Origin of the sequence: Rhodosalinus sediminis (assembly GCF_003385555.1) — a bacterium.
Classification (GTDB): Bacteria; Pseudomonadota; Alphaproteobacteria; order Rhodobacterales; family Rhodobacteraceae; genus Rhodosalinus; species Rhodosalinus sediminis.
This window is the reverse complement of record NZ_QOHR01000026.1, coordinates 1-19894: the sequence shown is the minus strand read 5'-3', so window position 1 is coordinate 19894 and position 19894 is coordinate 1. Positions and strand designations below refer to the sequence as shown.

Below are 19894 nucleotides of genomic sequence, written 5' to 3'. Positions count from 1 at the left end.
CCAGAAACACGGCGGAACGTGGGAACCAGCCCGCGCTTACGCGACACCGAAACCCGCGCCGCCTGATCAGGCCGCGTCACCCAGGTTCGGGCATAGCTCCTTCGGCGGGTGCCCCGGGCTCAGCCGGCGGCGCGGTCGTCGGGGCGATAGGCGATGTCGCCCGAGACGGTGAACCGGCCGCCGCGCAGCTTCTCGATCTTGCCGGTGCGGATGAGCCGACCGAAGTGGCGCAGCCCGTCCTCCCGGCTGAACTCCGCCGCGCCGCTCTCGCGCACGGTCTTCATGAGATCGGGGCGCGAGAAGTGCGCCTGTCCCTCCACGAAGGAGAGATAGGCCGCCGCCGCCTCCAGAAGCTCGGGCAGTTCGCGCGCGCCCTGCGCCTCCGCGAAGGCCTCGAAACCGCCGGCCTCCGTCCCCGTGCCGCGCGGCGTTTCGCTCTGCGTCCGGGCGACGCGGCGCGGACGCACCGGGGCGGGTGCCTCCTGCGCGGCGTCGGGCACGTCGACGCGCTGTTCGGCGACGAGTTTCAGCGGCGCCGGGCGCGGCTCCTCGGGGCGCGGCGTACGCGTGCCGCCCGTGTCGGGGCGGCGCGGGCGGACCACGTCGGCGAGATCCTCGCGGTAGGCCTGCACCTCCGCGTCGGCCGGCCCTTTTCGGGCGAGCTTGCCGTCCGCGCGCGTCGCGGCCACGGCGGCGCGGAGATGGGCGAGGGCGCTGCGCCGCCGGTTGCTCTCGGGGCGGTCCATCTCGGTGTCGGCCTCGTCCATCAGGCGCGCGACGTCGTCCGTGCCGGCGTCCTCGGGCGCCTCCTCGAGCGCGGCGCGCGCGTCGCTGCCCTGTTTGACGGTGCGCCGCGCCGCCGCGCGGATCTCCGCGTCATCGGCGCCGGGCGCGTCCGCCATGTGCTGATCCGCCGGCGTCTCGGGCGGCTGTGCGTCGTCCGCCTCCGAGGTCGGCGCCGGCTCTTCGGTTTCCGGGGGCGCCGATGCCGCCTCGGAGTCGGGGCCGTCGGTGGGCTGCGTCGCGTCGGATGCGGGGCTATTCGGGGCCTGCGCCGCGTCGGTGTCGGGCGTCGCGCGGGTGGCATCGAGCTCGGCCTCGATCGCGCGGAGCTCCGCGGCGAGCTCGGCTTCCTGCTCGGGCGGCAGGGTGGAGCGGGGCGCCGTCGCGGCATCGGCCGGCGTTTCGGCCGTCTCCGTCGCCGACAGAGGCGCCGTGTCGCTGCCTTCGCCGTGCGCGTCGGACAGCGGCGCCTCGCCGTCGCCCGCCTGCGCCGGGTCCGATGCGGTCGGGCCTGCGGTGTCGGGATCGTGCGGTGCGGTCTCCGGTGCGTCCGCATGCTCGGGGGCGAGGGTGTCGGACGAGGGGGCGGCGGAGGCCGTGTCCGCCGCCTCGGGTCGGTGGCTCGCCGCGGGCGATTCGTTCGCCGCCTGCGAGGCCGTTGCAGGCGCTGACGCTTGCGGCGTCGTCTCTTCGGCCGGCGCAGCCTCGGGTTCGTCGGTGGCAGGCGCGCGCATGGCGGCGCTGTCCTGGTCTGCGGCCTGTGCCGCGTCCGTGATCGCTTCGGCTTCTGTGGACGGCGCGTCGGGCTCTGTCGCGGGGGCAGCCGAGCGCGACACGACGGCGCGGATGCGCTGAAGCCGGGCCGCCAGCGAGGACGACAGCGGCGCCTCGGACGGCGCGTCGGCGGAGGGCTCGGGGCGCGCCGGCGGCGCGACATCGGGAAGGCGCGGGGCAGGGCCGGCGGCGGCCGTTTCGGATGGCGTGTCGTCGGCCTTGGGCTCGTCGAAGGCGGAGGGGAGGTCCTCGTGCAGCGCCGCGTCGTCGTCCAGCGTCGCGTCCGGCGGCGCGTCGTCGTCCAGCTCCGCGTCCTCTGCCATGAGAGCGCCCTCGGCCTCGGCCGCCATGGCGGCCATGGTGGAATCGAAGCCGGCCTCGGGCGTCTCCTCGGCCAGGTCGGCCACGCCCTCCGCCGCGGTGGGCGTGTCCTCCGGCGCCGGGGCCGCCTTTTCCGCAGTTGGCGTGGCGTCGGACGCGGCGGGCGACGGCGCGGCGCTGTCCTCCGCGGTGTCCGTCCCAGGCTGCGCGGTCGTTTCCTGCGCCACCGTCGGCTGCGGCGCGCTGGTGTCCTCCGCCACCGTCGGCTGCGGCGCGCTGGCGTCCTCCGCCGGGTGCGTGTGCTGAGCGGCGTCCGCCGCCGCGTCCGGCTGCGCGGCAGTGTCCTGCGCTTTGTCCGACTGCGCGGCGACGTCGTCTGCGACCCACGAGTGCGCGGCGGTGTCCTTCGCTGCGTTCGGCTGCGCGGCAGTGTCCTTTGCCGCGTCCACCCTGGGCGCGGCTTGCCCCGCCACGTCAGCCTGCGGGGGCGGCGCGGTCGCGTCCGCCGCCGTCTGCCGATCCGGCGCACTCTCGGGCGGCGGGGCCGCGCGCTCCGCGGTCCCGCTCTCGGGCTCGGCTGCCTCCGGCGTCTCCTGCGGGGGCTGCCCGCCGGCGGCGAGCGTCGGGCGCAGGACGATCCCGCCCTCCTCGGTGCGCGCCTCGACGCGCCGGGCGATCTCGCGCTCGGCGATGCGGGCGAGCATCTCGGCGTCGGGCGTCGGCGGCTCGGCGCCGAAGTAGCGGTCGTCGGCGGCGAGATCGCGGAAATACTCCGCGATCGCCTTCATCGTCTCGAACGACTCGTCGAACCCCTCGAGCGTGCAGGAGAAGGTGCCGTAGGAGACGGTGAGGATCTTGTTGTTGCTAACCATCGGACGCTCGCTTGCTCTTGCCGCAACGGGGTGTTTACCAGCCGTGTCCAGCCGAAAGTTGCCCGAATCCGTGCTCATGACAGTATCATTTCATGGCCGCATTGTGGCCTGTTTCACGAACGGGGGATAATCGCCGATGACCGACGGGATTGTCGCCCCGATGTTCACGACAGACGCGCCGGTGACCCTGATCGGGGCGGGCGCGGCCGCCGACGCGGACCTCGCGGAGGCGCGCGCGCATGCCCCGCGGGTCGTCGCCGCCGACGGCGGCGCGGGCCGCGCGCTCGCCGCCGGGCTGATGCCGGAGGCCGTCTTCGGCGATTTCGACAGCCTCGACACGGCGACGCGGCGCGCCATCCCCGAGGCCCGGCTGCACCACGTCGCCGAGCAGGAAACGACCGATTTCGACAAGGCGCTGCGCCACATCGCGGCGCCGCTGGTCCTCGGCGTCGGGTTCCTCGGCGAACGGCTCGACCATCTGCTGGCGGCGCAGACGGTGCTCGCGCGGCGCGCCGAGCGGCGGTGCCTGCTGATCGGGGGCGCGGACCTCGTGTTTCTCTGCCCGCCGGAGCTGTCCCTGGACCTGCCCGAGGGCAGCCGCGTTTCGCTTTATCCGCTCGCGGAGGTGCGCGGGCGCTCGGCGGGGCTCTTCTGGCCGATCGACGGGCTGACCTTCGCGCCGGGCGGCGTGATCGGCACCTCGAACCGGGTGACCGGGGGGGCGGTGCGGCTGTCGATGGAGGCGCCCGCGATGCTCGTGATCCTGCCGCGCGCGGCGCTCGGCGCGGCGGTCAGGGCGCTGGGGGCGCCGGGGCCGGCGTGGCCCGCTCCCTGAGCACGATGTAGAGCCCCGAGGCCACGGTCACCACGATCCCCGCCGCGGCGAGCCCGTCGGGCAGGTCGCGGAAGAGGAGCCAGCCGAAGAGCGTGGCGAAGGGGATCTCGAGGTACTGCATCGGCGCGAGCGTGGAGGCGGGGGCGAAGCGCAGGCTCCAGATCATCAGGAGATGCCCCGCCGTGCCGAGCGCCCCGAGGAGCGCGAGCAGCGCGATCTCCCGCCCGTCGGGCACGATGAGCGCGGCCGGCGCGAGGTCGAGCGCCGTGCCGAGCGCGAGCGCGGGCCCGAGGAGCGCCACTCCCATCAGCCCGTTCACCGCCTGCAGCGCGACCGGCTCCGTCTCGCGCGCGATGGCGCGGGTGACCAGCATGAAGGCGGCGAAGGAGACCGCCACGCCGAGCGGCAGCAGCGCGGGCCAGCCGACCTCCTCGAAGCTCGGCCGGATCACCATGAGCGTGCCCGAGAACCCCGCGGCGCAGGCCGTGAGGCGGCGCCAGCCGACCTCCTCGCCCATCAGGAGATGGCCGGCGAAGAGCAGCAGGAAGGGCATAACGAAGACGATCGCGATCGCGTCGGCGAGGGGCAGGTAGAGCAGGCTCGTGAACATGAGCCCGATGCCCGCGATGTGGATCGCCGCGCGCGCCCAGGCGAGGCGCAGGACCCGGCCCTCGAGGCGCATCGGCCGGCCCGTGGCGCGCGCGAGCGGCCCGAGGATCGCGGCCTGCGCGCCGAAGCGCACGAGCAGCAGCATCAGGAGCGGCACGCTCGGCCCGAGAAGCTTGGCGATCCCGTCGGCGAGCGGCGCGAGCGCGCAGAAGCCGAGCATCAGCAGGACGCCGAGAAAGGGCCGGTCGAGGTGCATCCCGTGACGCTACGCCGCGCCGCGGGCGCGCGCAATCACGTCGGCGGCAGCGGCCGGCGGCGGAGCGAAAGCTGGCGCTCGCGCGCGAAGACGTAAAGACCGGAGGTCACGATCACCGCGACGCCCGCCCAGGTGAGCAGATCGGGGAAGTCGCCGAAGACCCAGTAGCCCACTGCCGCCGCCGCCACGATCTCGAGATACTGGAGCGGCGCGATGGTCGCCGCCGGCGCGAGGCGCAGCGCGAAGCTCAGGAAGAGATGCGCGACGGTCGCCATCACGCCCACGCCGAGCAGCGTCCAGACGGCGAGGCCCGCGGGCCGCACCGGTTCGAGCGCGGCGATCCCGCTGCCGTCGAAGACCCAGAGCGCCGGAAAGAGCGCCGCGCAGGCCGCCGTCGCCGTCCAGCCCTGCAGCGCGATCGGGTGCATCCGCTGCGCCATGCGCCGGGTCATCACCATGTAGAGCGCGAGGCAGAGCGCGGTGCCGAGCGGCAGGAGCGCCACCGCGCCGAGCTCGGCGAAGCTCGGCTGGATGACGAGGAGCGCGCCGGCGAAGCCCACCGCGCAGGCGACGACGCGCCGCCGCCCGACCTCCTCGCCCAGCAGGACGGCGCCGAGCAGCGTCAGGATGAAGGGCTCGACGAAGAAGATGGCGAGGGCGTTGGCGATCGGCATGTAGCGCAGCGCGGTGAAGAAGAGCGCCGTGCCCGCCATCAGCAGAAGCCCGCGGGCGAAGTGCTGGCCCCAGTCGGCGCGGCTCGGCCAGCTTCCGAGCCCGAGGACGAGCGCCAGCGGCACCAGCACCGCGACCTGCACCCCGAAGCGCGCGGCGACGATCTGCAGGACGGGCACGACCTCCGGCGTCGCCTTGGCGAAGGCGTCCATCACCGGCGCCGTGAGCGTGAAGGCCACGATGCAGAGAATCCCCGCCACGGTGGTGTCGCGGGGGACGGATTGCGGGTCTGCGGCGGGCTCTGCCATGGGCCAGCCCTAGCAGTTCCGCGCCGGGACGGCGAGCGTCGCGGGGCCGGCGGGCTCCGGCGCGGGTGCCGGTCTCGCGCGAAGGCGCGGCGCTGGCGGCGCGGCTGCCTCGGCGCGCGGGGCGCTCGAGCGTCGAGCACGGTATCGCCTGAGCGTAACCGACGGCGCCCGCGCTGATCGGCGGAGTCGCCTTGGTCTGGTTTTCCGACGGGGCGCGCCGCCTGAGCATGCGCGGCGTCGCGGCACCGGCCCGGACGCGATGGGGCCGGGGCGCTCGCTGCGGCACTGGTCGCACGGGGCGCGCTGCTTGAGCATGCACAGCATCCGGGCACCGCGCGGACGCGATGGGGGGCCGGGGCGCTCGCTGCGGCACGGGCGCGAGCGGCCTTCGGTCGCGCCGGCACCGCGCCGGTGCGGCCCCGGCGAGGGGGTTCGGGCCTTTTACAGGGGCGCTTCGGGCCGCGGGCCGCGGCCCCGCCCGCTTCAGCAGTTCGGCACGTTCACCGCGAGGCCGCCGAGGGCGGTTTCCTTGTATTTCTCGCTCATGTCCGCGCCGGTCTGGCGCATGGTCTCGATGCAGGCGTCGAGGGGGACGAAATGCCGCCCGTCGCCCCGGAGCGCGAGGGAGGCCGCCGAGACCGCCTTGATCGCGCCGAGGCCGTTGCGCTCGATGCAGGGGACCTGCACCAGCCCCTTCACCGGGTCGCAGGTCATGCCGAGGTGATGCTCGAGCGCGATCTCGGCGGCGTTCTCGATCTGCTCCGGCGTGCCGCCCATGACCGCGCAGAGGCCCGCCGCCGCCATCGCCGCGGCGCTGCCCACCTCCGCCTGACAGCCCGCTTCCGCGCCGCTGATCGAGGCGTTGTATTTCACGAGCCCGCCGATCGCCGCGGCGGTCAGCAGGAACTCCTCGACCTTCCGCTCCGTCGCGCCGGGCACGTGGTCGAGCCAGTAGCGGATCACCGCCGGCACCACCCCGGCCGCGCCGTTCGTCGGCGCGGTGACCACCTGTCCGCCGGCGGCGTTCTCCTCGTTCACCGCCATGGCGTAGGTGCTGATCCAGTCGTTGATCACATGCGGCGCGGTCAGGTTGCGCCCCCGCTCGGCCAGAAGCGCGTCGTGGATGCCCCGCGCGCGGCGCGGCACGCGGAGCCCGCCGGGCAGCGTGCCGTCGTGGGCGAGCCCGCGGTCGATGCAGTCGCGCATGACCTGCCAGATGCGCCGCGTGCCCTGATCGAGCGTCGCGGCGTCGCGCCGGGTCAGTTCGTTCGCGCGCTTCATCGCGGCGACGCTCCTGCCCGAGGCGCGCGCCATCTCGAGCATCTCGGCGGCCGAGGTGAAGGGGTAGGGCACCGGCGCGCCCTTGTCCCGGTCGGCGCCGCTTGCCAGTTCCTCGGCGGTCAGCACGAAGCCGCCGCCGACGGAGTAATAGGTCTCGGCGAGGATCACGTCGCCCTGCGCGTCGAGCGCCTCGAGCACGAGGCCGTTGGCGTGACCCGGGAGCGGCGGGCCGAAGTCGAAGCGCAGGTCCGCCCGCGGGTCGAAGGCCATCTCCGGCAGCCCCGGCGGCGTGAGGCGCCCGCTCTCGCGGTTGGCGGCGAGCGCGGCCTCGGCGGTGTCGTGGTCGTAGCTCTCGGGGCGCAGCCCGGCGAGGCCGAGGATCACCGCCCGGTCGGTGGCGTGGCCGACGCCGGTGAAGGCGAGCGAGCCGTAGAGATGGGCGCGCAGGCCCTGCGCCGCGAAGGGCGCGGCGCGCAACAGCTCGAGAAAGCGCGCCGCGGCCACCATCGGCCCCATGGTGTGGCTCGAGGACGGACCGATGCCGACCTTGAACATCTCGAAGACCGAGAGAAACATCGCACCCTCCCTCGTGGCGGCCGGGGCCCCGGGCTCCGTGGGGCGCGGCGGCGATCACGTCCCCCGCCTACACCGACCTTAGGCCCGCCCGATCGTCCGAAAACGACGCCTCGCCGCGCGATCCCGCGCGCGCGCCGGGAGATCGTCGCGCAGCATGTCCGCCCCGCGACCCCGAGTGCGGGCGGGGTACCGAGAGCCTCGACGTGGTCGGCGTTGGCACACGCCCGCGCGCGGCGCCGCTGATTGCGTGACCATTTGCGGCTGACCCTCTCCTGCCCACGCTCCCGCGCGCGGGGTGGCGGGGTCGTCGCTCACCCCGACGGTCGGGCATGGAACCACCCCCCCCCCGCGTGCGGCATCCGGTCCGAGGGCGCGCCGTCCCGGGTCGCGACGCAACGGCGCGCGCGTGTCGCGCCAGCTCCGACCGACCCGCGCGACCACGCCCTCGTGCGCGGTCCGCCGTGCGCGTGGCGCGAGGGGGATCGGATGCCCCCGACCGCCTCGGCCCGCCGTGCACCCCGCGCACGCAGCGCCGGCGCGCCGGCCTATGGCACGCGCCCCCTCGCGCCCGGGACGCGGAGCGCCTATAAGCGCCGCGAACCGCAGCGGAGCCGCCCCATGACCGACGATCTCTCGCCCACCGACCGCGCCAAGTTCGCCGCCGCGCGCCGCGCCGCCGATCTGGTCGAGGACGGGATGCGCGTCGGCCTCGGCACCGGCTCCACCGCAGCCTGGCTCGTGCGCTGCCTCGGCGAGGCGGTCGCGGCCGGCACGCGGCTGACCGGGGTGCCCACCTCCCGGCGCACCGCCGAGCTCGCCCGCGAGGTGGGCATCGAGGTGGTCACGTTGGACGAGGCGCGCTGGCTCGACGTGACGATCGACGGCGCCGACGAATTCGACGGCGCGCTGAACCTGATCAAGGGCGGTGGCGGCGCGCTTCTGCACGAGAAGATCGTCGCCACCGCCTCGGATCGGATGGTGGTGATCGCCGACGCGGGCAAGGCGGTCGAGACGCTCGGCGCCTTCCCGCTGCCGGTCGAGGTGATTCCCTTCGGCTGGCAGACCACGCGCGCGCTGATCGAGGAGGCGCTCGCCGGCCTCGACGTGGCCACGCGCGAGATCACGATCCGCACGAACGGCGCGGCGCCCTTCGTCACCGACGAGGGCAACCACATCCTCGACCTGCACCTCGGCCGGATCGGCGATCCGCATCGCCTTTCCGCCGCGCTCAATGCGCTGCCGGGCGTGGTGGAGAACGGCCTCTTCCTCGACATCTGCGACACGGTGGTGGTGGGCCACGGCGACGGGCGGGCGGAGCTGCGCGACCTCGACGCGGCGGCCCCGGCGCAGGCGGGGGGCGCGGCCGGCGCCGTCTCCCGCGATCTCGACGACTGACCGGACAAGAACTGGAGACCCCATGGCCTTCGACTACGACCTCTTCGTCATCGGCGGCGGCTCCGGGGGCGTGCGCGCGGCGCGCGTCGCCGCCTCCGATGCCGGCGCGCGCGTCGGCCTCGCCGAGGCGAGCCGCTACGGCGGCACCTGCGTGATCCGCGGCTGCGTGCCCAAGAAGCTGATGGTCTTCGCCTCGGAATACGCGCCGACGCTCGCGGATGCCGCCGCCTACGGCTGGCAGGTGGAGGCGAACGGCTTCGACTGGCCCGGCTTCCGGGCCAAGCTCGAGGCCGAGCTCGACCGCCTCGAAGGCATTTATCGCAAGATGCTCGCCGGCTCCGGCGTCGAGACCTTCGATCAGCGCGCGCGGCTCGCCGATCCGCATACGGTCGAGCTCGCCGACGGCACGAAGAAGACGGCGCGCCACATCCTGATCGCCACCGGTGGCTGGCCGGTGAAGCCCGAGATGGAGAACGCCGAGGCGGCGCTCACCTCCAACGAGGTGTTCCATCTGGACGAACTGCCGAAGTCGATGCTGATCGTCGGCGGCGGCTACATCGCCTGCGAGTTCGCCGGCATCTTCAACGGCCTCGGCACGCAGGTGACGCAGTATTACCGCGGCGCGCAGATCCTGCGCGGCTTCGACGACGAGGCGCGCGGGCTGGTGGCCGAGGAGATGCAGCAGGCGGGCGTCGATCTGCACCTCGGCACCAACATCATCGCCATGGAGCGCGACGGCGACGGGCTGCGCGTCAAGGCCACGAACGGCACCGAGCGCACCTTCGATCAGGTACTCTTCGCCACCGGCCGCGCGCCCAACACCGCCGGCATGGGGCTGGAGGAGGCGGGCGTCGAGCTCGGCCGCCGGGGCGAGGTCGTGGTGGACGAGTACTCGCAGACCTCGGTGCCCTCGGTCTATGCCATCGGCGACGTGACCGACCGGCTGAACCTCACGCCCGTGGCGATCCGCGAGGGCATGGCCTTCGTCGAGACGGTGTTCCGCGGCAATCCGACGCCGGTCGATCACGCCTCCGTGCCCACGGCGATCTTCACGCAGCCCGAGATGGGGACCGTGGGCCTCTCCGAGGAGGCGGCGCGCGAGCAGGGGCCGATCGAGGTCTACTGCACCTCCTTCAAGCCGATGCACACCGCTTTCGCGGGCCGTGCCGACCGCGTGCTGATGAAGCTCGTGGTCTGCGCCGAGACACGCCGCGTGCTGGGCTGTCACATCGTCGCGCCCGGCGCGGGCGAGATGATCCAGCTCGCGGGAATCGCGGTGAAGATGGGCGCCACGAAGGAGGACTTCGACCGCACGGTCGCGGTGCATCCGACCATGTCGGAGGAAATCGTGACCATGCGCGCGCCGGTGCGCACCGGCTGAGGCGCGGCGCGGCGCCGGTCGCGCTTGAAATCGGCGCGCGATCGCACAGTTTAGACGTACATCTCCCGAGACCGTATTCGAAGGACGACAGCGGATGGCAGGACACAGTGGCGGACCCTGGGGCGGCGGCGGCGGAAACCGCGGCGGCGACGGTGGCCGCGGCGGCCGCGAGAACGGCTCCGGCGGCGGGCGGCGCCCCGGTCAGGACGAGGGGCCGCAGATTCCCGAGATCGACGATCTGGTCCGGAAGGGCCAGGAACAGCTGCGCGTGCTCATGGGCGGGCGCGGCGACGACGGCGCCCGGCGCGGCGGCGGGGGCGGCGGCGGCCCGGGCTTCAACCGCTCCACGGTCGGCATCGGCGTGCTGGCGGCGGTCGGGCTCTGGGCGTTCTCGAGCTTCTACACCGTCAAGCCGGAGGAGCAGTCCGTGGAGCTCTTCCTCGGGCAGTTCTCGAGCGTGGGCCAGCCGGGCCTGAACTTCGCGCCATGGCCCTTCGTGACGTATGACGTGGTCAACGTCACCTCCGAGCGGACCGAGAACATCGGCGTCGGGCGCGGCCAGGAAGGGCTGATGCTGACGACGGACGCCAATATCGTCGACATCGAGTTCCAGGTCGTCTGGAACATCACCGATCCGGCGAACCTGTTGTTCAACATCCGCGACCCGCAGCTCACGGTGCAGGCGGCCTCGGAGGCGGCGATGCGCGAGATCATCGCGGCGTCGAACCTCTCGCCGATCCTCAACCGCGACCGGGGCATCATCGCCGACAACGCGCACGAGAACATCCAGGAGACGCTCGACGACTACGAGAGCGGCATCAACATCGTGCGCGTCAACCTCGACCAGGCGGACCCGCCGGCCGAGGTGATCGACGCCTTCCGCGAGGTGCAGGCCGCCGAGCAGGAGCGCGACCGGCTGCAGCGTCAGGCCGACGCCTACGCCAACCGCGTGATCGCCGAGGCCCGCGGCGAGGCTGCGCAGACCCTCGAGGAGGCCGAAGGCTACCGCGCGCGCGTCGTCAACGAGGCGATCGGTGAAGCGAGCCGCTTCCTCGCCGTCGCGCAGGAGTTCGAGGCCGCGCCCGAAGTCACGCAGCGCCGCCTCTACCTCGAGACGGTCGAGCGCACGCTCGGCTCGGTCGACAAGTATCTCATCGACAGCGCGCAGGGCGAAGGGGTGCTGCCCTACCTGCCGCTCAACGAACTGCGCCGCAACGTGCCGTCGGCCTCCGGGGACGGGTCCAACTCGAGCCCCGGCACCTCGTCCATATCCGGCTCCAGCGCACGGGGGAGCAACTGATGCGCAAATCGACGTTTCTCATTCCGGTCCTCGTCGTCCTGGTGGCGGGGATCTGGTCCTCGATCTTCGTCGTGGACGAGCGGGAGAAGGCGCTGGTCCTCCAGTTCGGCCAGATCAAGCAGGTGCGCGAGGAGCCGGGCCTTGGCTTCAAGCTGCCGATCATCCAGGAGGTCGTGAAATACGACGACCGGATCCTGTCGCTCGACACCGCCACGATCGAGGTCACGCCGGCCGACGATCGCCGGCTCGTGGTGGACGCCTTCGCGCGGTATCGCATCGACGACGTGGTGCAGTTCCGACAGGCGGTCGGCATCGGCGGCCTGCGCGCCGCCGAGGAGCGGCTTCAGTCGATCATGAACGCCCAGATCCGCGAGGTGCTCGGTGCCGACGAGGTCACTTCCGACCGCATCCTCTCGGCCGAGCGGGCCGAACTGGGCCGGCGCATCCGCGAGAACGCGCGCGCCAGCGCGCAGGGCCTCGGGCTCGACGTGGTCGATGTGCGGCTGAAGCAGACCAACCTGCCGCAGCAGAACCTCGACGCGACCTACGCCCGGATGCGCGCCGAGCGTGAACGCGAGGCCGCCGACGAGATCGCCCGCGGTAACGAGGCGGCGCAGCGCGTGCGCGCCATCGCCGACCGCACGGTTGTCGAGACGCTCTCGGACGCCGAGCGCGAGGGCGAGATCATCCGCGGTGAAGCCGACGCCGAGCGGAACCGGATCTACGCCGAGGCCTTCGGAGACAGCCCGGAGTTCTTCAGCTTCTACCGTTCGCTCTCCGCGCTCGAGCGGTCGCTGCAGGCGGACAGTTCGACGCTCGTCCTCGCGCCCGACAGCCCCTTCGTGCAGCCGCTCTTCGAGGCGATCCGCGCCGAGGGCGTTCAGGGCTCGGGCGCCGAGATGACCTCGCCCGAGGAGCTGCGGGACCGTGCGCCGGAGCGCACGCTCTCCGAGGAGCTTCCCGACGAGGTGCGCGAGCGGCTCGAGGAGGACGCCGAGGCCGAGGACGGCACCGGCGGCTGACACTGGCGACGGGCGGGACGGCATGGAGTATCTGCTGCTCGGTCTCGGCCTCGCCCTCATGCTCGAGGGGTTGCTCTACGCGCTCGCACCCGGGCTCGTGGAGCAGCTCCTCGAGGCGCTTCGCGCGCTCCCGCAGGAGCAGCGCCGCATGCTCGGCCTCGGCGCGATCGCCCTCGGGCTGACGCTCTCGTGGCTGGCCATGCAGATCGGTCTCTGAGCCCGGGCGCATCACAACGGCTTGAATGGGCCGTTTGGGCTTTGTCGCCGGGGCGGGCGACCATAGATTGACCGGCACATTTCCGGCGGCCCGTGGTCGCCGCGCCCACCAGACCCGCCAATCCATGGGAGGGATTTCCGTGCAAGCCAAGGCAATCATAGAGGCCGCGCCGCTCCGCGCGCTCCGGCTCGCGGCGCTGGCGCTCGCCGTCGCGCTCGCGCAGGCCGCCGCGCCCCCGGCGCAGGCCGCGCCCGAGGACTTCTCGCAGCTCGCCGAACAGGTGAGCCCGGCGGTCGTCAACATCACCACGTCGGCCACCGTCGCGGGCCGCGACGGCCCCGGCATCGTCCCCGAGGGCTCGCCCTTCGAGGACTTTTTCCGCGAGTTTCAGGAGCGTAACGGCCCGACGCCGCCGCGCCGCAGCTCCGCGCTCGGCTCCGGCTTCGTGATCTCCGAGGACGGCTTCATCGTGACGAACAACCACGTCATCGAGAACGCCGACGAGATCAACGTCGAGTTCTTCGAGGGCTTCGAGCTCGAGGCCGAGGTGGTGGGCACCGACCCCAACACCGACATCGCGCTTCTCAAGGTCGAGCCGGACGAGCCGCTCGAGTTCGTGCGCTTCGGCGACAGCGACACCGCCCGCGTCGGCGAGTGGGTCATGGCGATGGGCAACCCGCTCGGGCAGGGCTTCTCGGTGTCGGCGGGCATCGTCTCCGCCCGGAACCGCGCGCTCTCGGGCACCTATGACGACTACATCCAGACCGACGCCGCCATCAACCGCGGCAACTCGGGCGGGCCGCTCTTCGACATGGACGGCCGCGTGATCGGCGTGAACACCGCGATCCTCTCGCCCGACGGTGGCTCGATCGGCATCGGCTTCGCCATGGCCTCGAACGTGGTGAAGGGCGTGATCGACCAGCTGCGCGAGTTCGGCGAGACGCGGCGCGGCTGGCTCGGCGTGCGCATTCAGGACGTCACCCCCGACATCGCCGAGGGGCTCGACGGCCTGGACACGGCGCGCGGCGCGCTCGTCACCGACGTGCCCGAGGGCCCGGCGCGCGAGGCGGGGATGGAGCCCGGCGACGTGATCCTGGTCTTCGATGGCGTCGAGGTCGAGGACACCCGCCAGCTCGTCCGCGTCGTCGGCAACGCGCCCGTCGGCAAGACGGTGCGCGTGACCGTGCTGCGCGACGGCGAGACGCGGACGCTCGCCGTCACGCTCGGTCGCCGCGAGACCGCCGAGGGCGCGGTGCCGGCCGCGCAGCCTGACGCAGCGCCCGAGGAGCCGCAGCAGATGGAGATGCTCGGCCTGACGGTGAGCGAGATGACCGAGGAGCTGCGCGGCCAGCTTGAGCTGTCCGAGGGCGCGAGCGGCCTCGTCGTCACCGACGTGGACCCGACCTCGGAGGCCTACGAGAAGGGCCTGCGCGCCGGCGACGTGATCGCCGAGGCCGGGCAGGAGCCCGTGGCGCAGCCCGCCGATCTCGAGACCCGGATCGAGGAGACGCGCGAGGCCGGGCGCCGGTCGCTCCTGATGCTGGTGCGCCGCGGCGGCGAGCCGCGCTTCCTCGCCCTCTCGGTCGAGGCCGAGGAGTGATCTCCCCGGTGCGGCGCGCGCTCAGTCCGCGCGCCGCACCGGCACCAGGCCGAGCGCCTCGAGCATGGCGCGCGACGGAACGGCGCTGTCCGGCCCGCTGCGCGCCACCTGCCAGCGGCGCACCGCCGCGCCGGTCGCGGCGTCGAGGCGCCCGGTGATCGGCCCGTCGTAGGCGCCGCGCGCGGCGAGCGCGCGCTGCAGCGAGGCGGCGAAATCCGGTGGCAGCTCCTCGGGGCAGGGGGGCTCGATCCAGGTCACCTCCCGCTCGCGCAGGATGCGCTGGCGCGTCTCCGTGCGAAAGCCCCCGTCCACCGCGACCTGTTCGGTCACCGTCTCGACGAGCGCGGGCCGCGTCGCGCGGTGCCAGCAGGTGCCCTCCGCCGCGCCCGCGGGCGCCACGGCGCCCGAGAAGAGATCCGCCGCCGCGCGGTCGCCCCCCTCGGGCGCCTGCGCACAGCCCGCCGCGAGGGCGAGCGCCGCCCATGGCATCGCGCGTCGTCCTGCCGTCATCGCCCCCTCGTCACACACGCCGCGCGGAGCCTAGCCGCCGCGCCGGTCGGCGAAAAGCCCCGCGGGGGCATGCGGATCGAGCGCCGTGCTCTCCGGCTGGTCGGCCGCGCGGCAGGTGTCGAACTCCAGCAGCGCGTCGAGCATCCCCGAGATGTCCTCGATCCGCTCGGCGATCACATGGGTCACGCCCGCCTCGCGCTGCAGCTTTCCGGTCACGCGCAGCATCCGCGCCGCGATCACCGCGCGGCGGAAGCGCTCGTAGAGCGCGCGCCAGACCACCACGTTCACCACGCCGGTCTCGTCCTCCAGCGTGAGAAAGATCACCCCCTTCGCGGTGCCGGGCCGCTGGCGCAGGATGACGAGCCCGGCCACCGTCACCCGCGCGCCGGCGGGCGGCAGGTCGAGCGCCTGCGCCGGCACGGCGGCCGGCGGGCGCGGCCAGTGGCGGCGGGGGCTGGGCGAGGCGGCCGTCATGGGAACGAAAATAGAACATGCAGCGGCCGGGGCAACAGGGAACATGAGGGACCCGCGGGGTCGCAAATCGGGCTGGCCGCGCCTATCTGCCTCCGCTAGGTAACGCCCCGAACGCAAGGAGGGAATGGCACGGCATGGCGAAGATCACCTACATCGAGCACGACGGCACCAAGCACGTGGTCGAGGTCGCGAACGGCCTGACCGTGATGGAAGGTGCGCGCGACAACAACATCCCCGGCATCGAGGCCGACTGCGGCGGCGCCTGCGCCTGCTCGACCTGTCACGTCTACGTGCACCCCGACTGGGTCGCCAAGCTCCCCGAGAAGGAGGACATGGAGGCCGACATGCTCGACTTCGCCTACGAGCCCGACCCGGAGCGCTCGCGCCTGACCTGCCAGCTCAAGGTGAGCGACGCGCTCGACGGCCTCGTCGTGCAGATGCCCGAAAAGCAGATCTGACGCGGCGCCCGCGCCCCGGCGCGCGGGCATGGCCAGCGCAGTCGTGCGCAGGGCGCGCACCGCCGAACACCGGGCGGGCCTCGACCGCGCCGGCCGGCATGTGCTTGGCGACGTCGCCCCGGCGATGATCGCCCCCCAAGGCACACACGTCACGCCGCGCGGCGTGACGTGTGTGCCTTGGGGTAGGAGCGTGGTCGTCTCCCGCGCCCCCATCGCAAAAGCCACCGGCGACCGCGCGCCACCCTCTCGCATGGGTCACCATGGCCGACCGCGCCGGTTTCTCGAAAACGACGCCGACGCAGCACACGACCTCGCCGCGACGCGCACCCGGCGCGGCTCTCCGCGCGTCCGTCCCGCTGAGCCGCACGCGTCACGGCCGCCCCAATGCGGCCTCCAGGGTCGCGATGCCCCGGGCGCCGACCCGGCGCGCACCGTCCGACCGCCCCGGCCCATCATCTTGGCGCAAATACTCCGGGGGGCAGTCGCCCGCAGGGCGACGGGGGGCAGCGCCCCCCTGTCCCCGTCTCAGCCCGCGCCGCCTCCGCCGAGCGCGCGCCAGCCGATGTCCGCGCGCCAGACCCCGCCGGCCCAGTCCACCGCGCGCACCATGGCGTAGGCGCGCGCCGCCGCCTCTTCGAGCGTCGCGCCGCGCGCCGTCAGGTTCAGCACGCGCCCCCCGGCCGAGACGATCTCGCCCCCGGCCTGCGCCGTGCCGGCGTGGAAGCACTGGTGGAAACTGTCCTCGGGCAGATCGTCGAGCCCGCCGATCGCCTCGCCCTTCGTGTAGGCGCCGGGATAGCCCGCGGCGGCCATGACCACGGTCATGGCGTGGTCGTCGGACCAGTTGACGCGGCAGCCGGCGAGCCGCCCTTCGGCCACCGCGTGCATCAGGTCGAGCGCCTGCGCGCCGAGGCGCAGCATCAGCACCTGCGCCTCCGGGTCGCCGAAGCGCGCGTTGATCTCGACGAGCCGGGGCCGGCCCGCGTCGATCATGAGGCCGGCGTAGAGGATGCCGGAATAGGGCGTGCCGCGCCGCGCCATCTCGGCGACGATCGGTCGGACGATCTCCTCGAGCGCGCGGGCCTCCACCTCGGGCGTCATCACCGGCGCGGGGGAATAGGCGCCCATGCCGCCGGTGTTGGGGCCGGTGTCGCCCTCGCCGATGCGCTTGTGGTCCTGCGCCGTGCCGAGCGGCAGGACGTCGGTGCCGTCCACCAGCACGAAGAAGCTCGCCTCCTCGCCGGTGAGCACCTCCTCGACGACGACCTCCGCGCCCGCCGCGCCGTGGGCGCCGGCGAACATCTCCTCGACGGCGCGCTCGGCCGCCGCCACCGTCTCGGCCACGACGACGCCCTTGCCCGCGGCGAGGCCGTCGGCCTTCACCACGATGGGCGCACCCGCGGCGCGGATGTGCGCCCGGGCGGCCGCCGCGTCGGTGAAGCGCGCCCAGCGCGCGGTGGGCGCGCCGCAGGCGTCGCAGACCTCCTTGGTGAAGGCCTTGGACGCCTCGAGCCGCGCGCCCGCGGCGGAGGGGCCGAAGACGGCGAGCCCCGCGTCGCGCAGCCGGTCGGCCACCCCCGCGGCGAGCGGCGCCTCGGGCCCGATGATCACGAGCTCCAGCGCCTCCTCCTCGCAGAGCGAGAGGACCGCCGCCGCGTCGCAGGGATCGACCGGCGCGCAGGTGGCGATGCCGGCGATGCCGGCGTTGCCCGGAGCCACGATCAGCTTGTCGCACTTCGGGTTCTGCAGCGCCGCCCAGGCGAGCGCGTGTTCGCGCCCGCCGCCGCCGAGAATGAGGATGTTCATCGCGCCCTCCTGCCGCTCGCGCCGCCTGATAGGCAGCGCCGCGGGCGGAGGCAAGCCGCGCGGGAACAGAGCGCCCGGCGCACGGGTTGGGCGGGCAGGCGAAAATCATCCCGAACGGAGGTCCCGCATGTCCCGCCTCGACGGAAAGAGCGTGGCGATCCTCGCCACCTTTGGTTTCGAACAATCCGAGCTGGAGCAGCCGCGCGAGGCGCTCGCGCAGGCCGGCGCGCGCGTGCACGTGATCTCGCCCGAGGCCGACGCCATCACCGGCTGGAAGGGCTCGGACTGGGGCGGCGCGGTGCCGGTGGACCGTCCGCTCGGCCTCGCCGATCCGGGCGATTACGACGCCGTCGTGCTGCCCGGCGGGCAGATCAACCCGGACATCCTGCGCATGAAGCCCGAAGCGGTGGACTTCGTCCGCGCCATGTGGCGCGACGGCAAGCCGGTCGCCGCGATCTGCCACGGGCCGTGGATGGTGATCGAGGCCGGCCTCGCGGAGGGCCGGGCGATGACCTCCTATCCCTCGATCCGCACGGACGTCGAGAACGCCGGCGGCCGCTGGGAGGACGCGGAGGTCGTCGCGGACGCCGGGCTGGTCACCAGCCGCAATCCCCACGACCTGCCGGCCTTCTCCGAGCGCCTGATCGACGAGATCGCCGAGGGCGGCCCCTACGCCCGCGCCGCCTGAGCCGATGGCCCGTCGCCCCCCCCGGTGCGGCGGTCCGCGGCGGTCCGCGTCGGGGCGCTCGTCGCGGGTCGGCACGCCGGGGCGGCGCGCGGCGCCTCATCCGCCGCGCGGCCGTCGGCGTGGGCCGCGACCGCTCGGTCCGCCGCACCGGCTCCGGTCGCGCGGCGACAGCCCGTGCGTCTGCGCCGCGGCCCCTGGACGCCGCGCCGCCGGGCCGGAGCAGGCGGCGCCGCGCCCCCCTCGGTCTCGGGTGTCCTGACCGCAGGGTGCAGCAGCGCCGCGATGCCGGCGACGCTGTGCTGAGATGCCACGCCCACGGCCGGGGCGCGCCCGCGCCCTTCGGGCGGGCGATCGGGGCGTTCGGCGGCCTGACGCAGCCGCAGCACCAGCGCGGCCCCGCGCCATCGCGTGTCCACCAGAAAGACCGACGCCGCACCACGAGCGCCGCGCGTCCCCGCGCCGGGCCGCCGTCGGGCATGTGCCAACATTGCCGGTGTCAACGTCCCCGAGGGCGCCCGCCGTCCCCCGCGCGCGAGGCCCAGGGGCTGGCCCGCCACGGCGCCGCCCCCGCTTCCCCTCGCGGGCGGGATCGGGCATGGTCCGGCCCATGGCCGATCTGATCGAGGACGACGCCCCCGGCGGCAACGCGCCCGAGTTCTCCGTCTCGGAGATTTCCGGGGCGGTGAAGCGCGTGATCGAGGGAGAGTTCCCGCACGTCCGCGTGCGCGGCGAGCTGGGCCGCGTGTCCCGCCCGCGCTCGGGGCACGTCTATCTCGACCTCAAGGACGAGCGCGCGGTGCTCTCCGGCGTGATCTGGCGCGGGGTCGCGGGGCGGCTCGCGACCCAGCCCGAGGAGGGGCTCGAGGTCGTGGCGACCGGGCGGCTCACCACCTTTCCGGGGCAGTCGCGCTATCAGCTGGTGATCGAGGATCTGCGCCCGGCGGGGCAGGGCGCGCTCATGGCGCTTCTCGAGCAGCGCAAGACCGCGCTCGCCGCCGAGGGGCTCTTCGAGGAGGGGCGCAAGCGCGCGCTCCCTTACCTGCCGGAGGTGATCGGCGTCGTCACATCGCCCTCGGGGGCGGTGATCCGCGACATCCTCCATCGCCTGCGCGACCGCTTCCCGCGCCGCGTGCTGATCTGGCCCGTGGCCGTGCAGGGCGCGGCCTGCGCGCCGGAGGTCGCCAATGCCATCCGCGGCTTCGACGCGCTCCCGCCCGGCGGCGCGATCCCGCGGCCCGATCTCCTGATCGTGGCGCGCGGCGGCGGCTCGATCGAGGATCTCTGGGGCTTCAACGAGGAGGCCGTCGCCCGCGCCGCCGCCGACTGCACGATCCCGCTGATCTCTGCCGTCGGGCACGAGACCGACACCACGCTCATCGACTTCACCGCCGACCGCCGCGCGCCGACGCCCACGGCGGCGGCGGAGCTCGCGGTGCCGGTGCGGCTCGAGCTTCTCTCGACGCTCGACGCGCAGGGCGGGCGGCTCACCCATGCGGTCTCGGCGGCCATGGCGCGGCGCGGCGAGCGGCTGCGCGACCTCGCGCGCGGGCTGCCGCGGGCCGAGACCCTCCTCGACTGGCCGCGCCAGCGGCTCGATTCGCTCGCCGACCGGCTCCCTGCGGCGCTGCGCGCGGGCGTGCAGGCGCGCCGCGTGGCGCTCTCGGAGGCCGGCGGCAGCCTGCGGCCCGCGCTCCTCGCCCGCGCCGTCGCCGGGGAACGGCGGCGGGTGGCGGCGACGGCCCCGCGCCTCGCCCCC

General features: G+C 74.0%; 17 protein-coding genes. 10 read left to right on the top strand and 7 right to left on the bottom strand.

Going from position 1 to position 19894, the window contains the following annotated elements; all coding sequences use genetic code 11:
- Positions 1-119: 119 nt before the first annotated feature.
- On the bottom strand, positions 120-2750 hold the full coding sequence (locus tag DRV84_RS13485) for a hypothetical protein (RefSeq protein ID WP_115981612.1): 2631 nt from the start codon (positions 2748-2750) through the stop codon (positions 120-122).
- A gap of 136 nt (positions 2751-2886) precedes the next feature.
- On the opposite strand from DRV84_RS13485, the gene DRV84_RS13480 reads away from it, so the two are divergent.
- Positions 2887-3585, top strand: coding sequence for a thiamine diphosphokinase (locus DRV84_RS13480; RefSeq protein ID WP_115981610.1), 699 nt, complete (start codon positions 2887-2889; stop codon positions 3583-3585).
- Here DRV84_RS13480 and DRV84_RS13475 read toward each other — a convergent pair.
- The 3 genes from DRV84_RS13475 to DRV84_RS13465 form a co-directional block, all read right to left on the bottom strand.
- Positions 3542-4450 (bottom strand): DMT family transporter, encoded by a 909-nt coding sequence (locus DRV84_RS13475; RefSeq protein ID WP_115981608.1) that lies wholly within the window; start codon positions 4448-4450, stop codon positions 3542-3544. The two genes, DRV84_RS13480 and DRV84_RS13475, sit on opposite strands and share 44 nt — an antisense overlap.
- A gap of 35 nt (positions 4451-4485) precedes the next feature.
- Positions 4486-5430: a DMT family transporter gene (locus tag DRV84_RS13470; RefSeq protein ID WP_115981606.1), complete on the bottom strand. Its 945-nt coding sequence runs from the start codon at positions 5428-5430 to the stop codon at positions 4486-4488.
- Positions 5431-5913: 483 nt separating this feature from the next.
- Positions 5914-7287 (bottom strand): L-serine ammonia-lyase, encoded by a 1374-nt coding sequence (locus DRV84_RS13465; RefSeq protein ID WP_115981604.1) that lies wholly within the window; start codon positions 7285-7287, stop codon positions 5914-5916.
- 618 nt (positions 7288-7905) lie between these two features.
- Here DRV84_RS13465 and rpiA point away from each other — a divergent pair.
- From rpiA to DRV84_RS13435, 6 genes are all read left to right on the top strand, one after another.
- Entirely contained in the window at positions 7906-8682 is a 777-nt protein-coding gene (gene rpiA, locus DRV84_RS13460; protein ID WP_115981602.1) for a ribose-5-phosphate isomerase RpiA, read from the top strand.
- Positions 8683-8704: 22 nt separating this feature from the next.
- Positions 8705-10063 carry a glutathione-disulfide reductase gene (gor, locus tag DRV84_RS13455; protein WP_115981600.1) on the top strand — a complete coding sequence of 453 codons (1359 nt, stop codon included), beginning with the start codon at positions 8705-8707 and terminating at the stop codon, positions 10061-10063.
- A gap of 94 nt (positions 10064-10157) precedes the next feature.
- Positions 10158-11363 (top strand): FtsH protease activity modulator HflK, encoded by a 1206-nt coding sequence (gene hflK / locus DRV84_RS13450; protein ID WP_115981598.1) that lies wholly within the window; start codon positions 10158-10160, stop codon positions 11361-11363.
- On the top strand, positions 11363-12385 hold the full coding sequence (hflC, locus tag DRV84_RS13445) for a protease modulator HflC (RefSeq protein WP_115981596.1): 1023 nt from the start codon (positions 11363-11365) through the stop codon (positions 12383-12385). Before hflK ends, hflC begins: the two co-directional genes overlap by 1 nt.
- A 22-nt stretch (positions 12386-12407) precedes the next feature.
- Positions 12408-12602 carry a DUF2065 family protein gene (locus DRV84_RS13440; RefSeq protein WP_115981594.1) on the top strand — a complete coding sequence of 65 codons (195 nt, stop codon included), beginning with the start codon at positions 12408-12410 and terminating at the stop codon, positions 12600-12602.
- A 124-nt stretch (positions 12603-12726) separates the two neighbouring features.
- The gene (locus DRV84_RS13435) at positions 12727-14202 is read left to right on the top strand and encodes a DegQ family serine endoprotease (protein WP_115981592.1); all 1476 of its coding nucleotides are present in this window, start codon (positions 12727-12729) and stop codon (positions 14200-14202) included.
- 21 nt (positions 14203-14223) lie between these two features.
- Here the strand turns inward: DRV84_RS13435 and DRV84_RS13430 are convergent, their stop codons facing one another.
- Together DRV84_RS13430 and DRV84_RS13425 are read right to left on the bottom strand one after the other, a co-directional pair.
- Complete coding sequence (locus DRV84_RS13430; protein WP_239995076.1) at positions 14224-14712, bottom strand: peptidoglycan-binding domain-containing protein; 489 nt, start codon at positions 14710-14712, stop codon at positions 14224-14226.
- A gap of 30 nt (positions 14713-14742) precedes the next feature.
- Positions 14743-15186, bottom strand: a complete 444-nt coding sequence (locus tag DRV84_RS13425) for an OB-fold nucleic acid binding domain-containing protein (protein WP_115981588.1) — start codon at positions 15184-15186, stop codon at positions 14743-14745.
- Between the two features lie 134 nt (positions 15187-15320).
- Between DRV84_RS13425 and DRV84_RS13420 the strand changes: the two genes are divergently transcribed.
- Positions 15321-15644: a 2Fe-2S iron-sulfur cluster-binding protein gene (locus DRV84_RS13420; RefSeq protein ID WP_115981586.1), complete on the top strand. Its 324-nt coding sequence runs from the start codon at positions 15321-15323 to the stop codon at positions 15642-15644.
- Positions 15645-16169: 525 nt separating this feature from the next.
- On the opposite strand, the gene purD is transcribed toward DRV84_RS13420, so the two are convergent.
- A complete protein-coding gene (gene purD, locus DRV84_RS13415; protein ID WP_115981584.1) occupies positions 16170-17450 on the bottom strand; it encodes a phosphoribosylamine--glycine ligase in 1281 nt (426 codons plus the stop codon).
- Between the two features lie 127 nt (positions 17451-17577).
- Here purD and DRV84_RS13410 point away from each other — a divergent pair, with 127 nt between their 5' ends.
- Positions 17578-18138: a type 1 glutamine amidotransferase domain-containing protein gene (locus DRV84_RS13410; protein ID WP_115981582.1), complete on the top strand. Its 561-nt coding sequence runs from the start codon at positions 17578-17580 to the stop codon at positions 18136-18138.
- Between the two features lie 607 nt (positions 18139-18745).
- On the top strand, positions 18746-19894 hold a 1149-nt coding region (gene xseA / locus DRV84_RS13405), incomplete at its 3' end, for an exodeoxyribonuclease VII large subunit (RefSeq protein ID WP_115981614.1).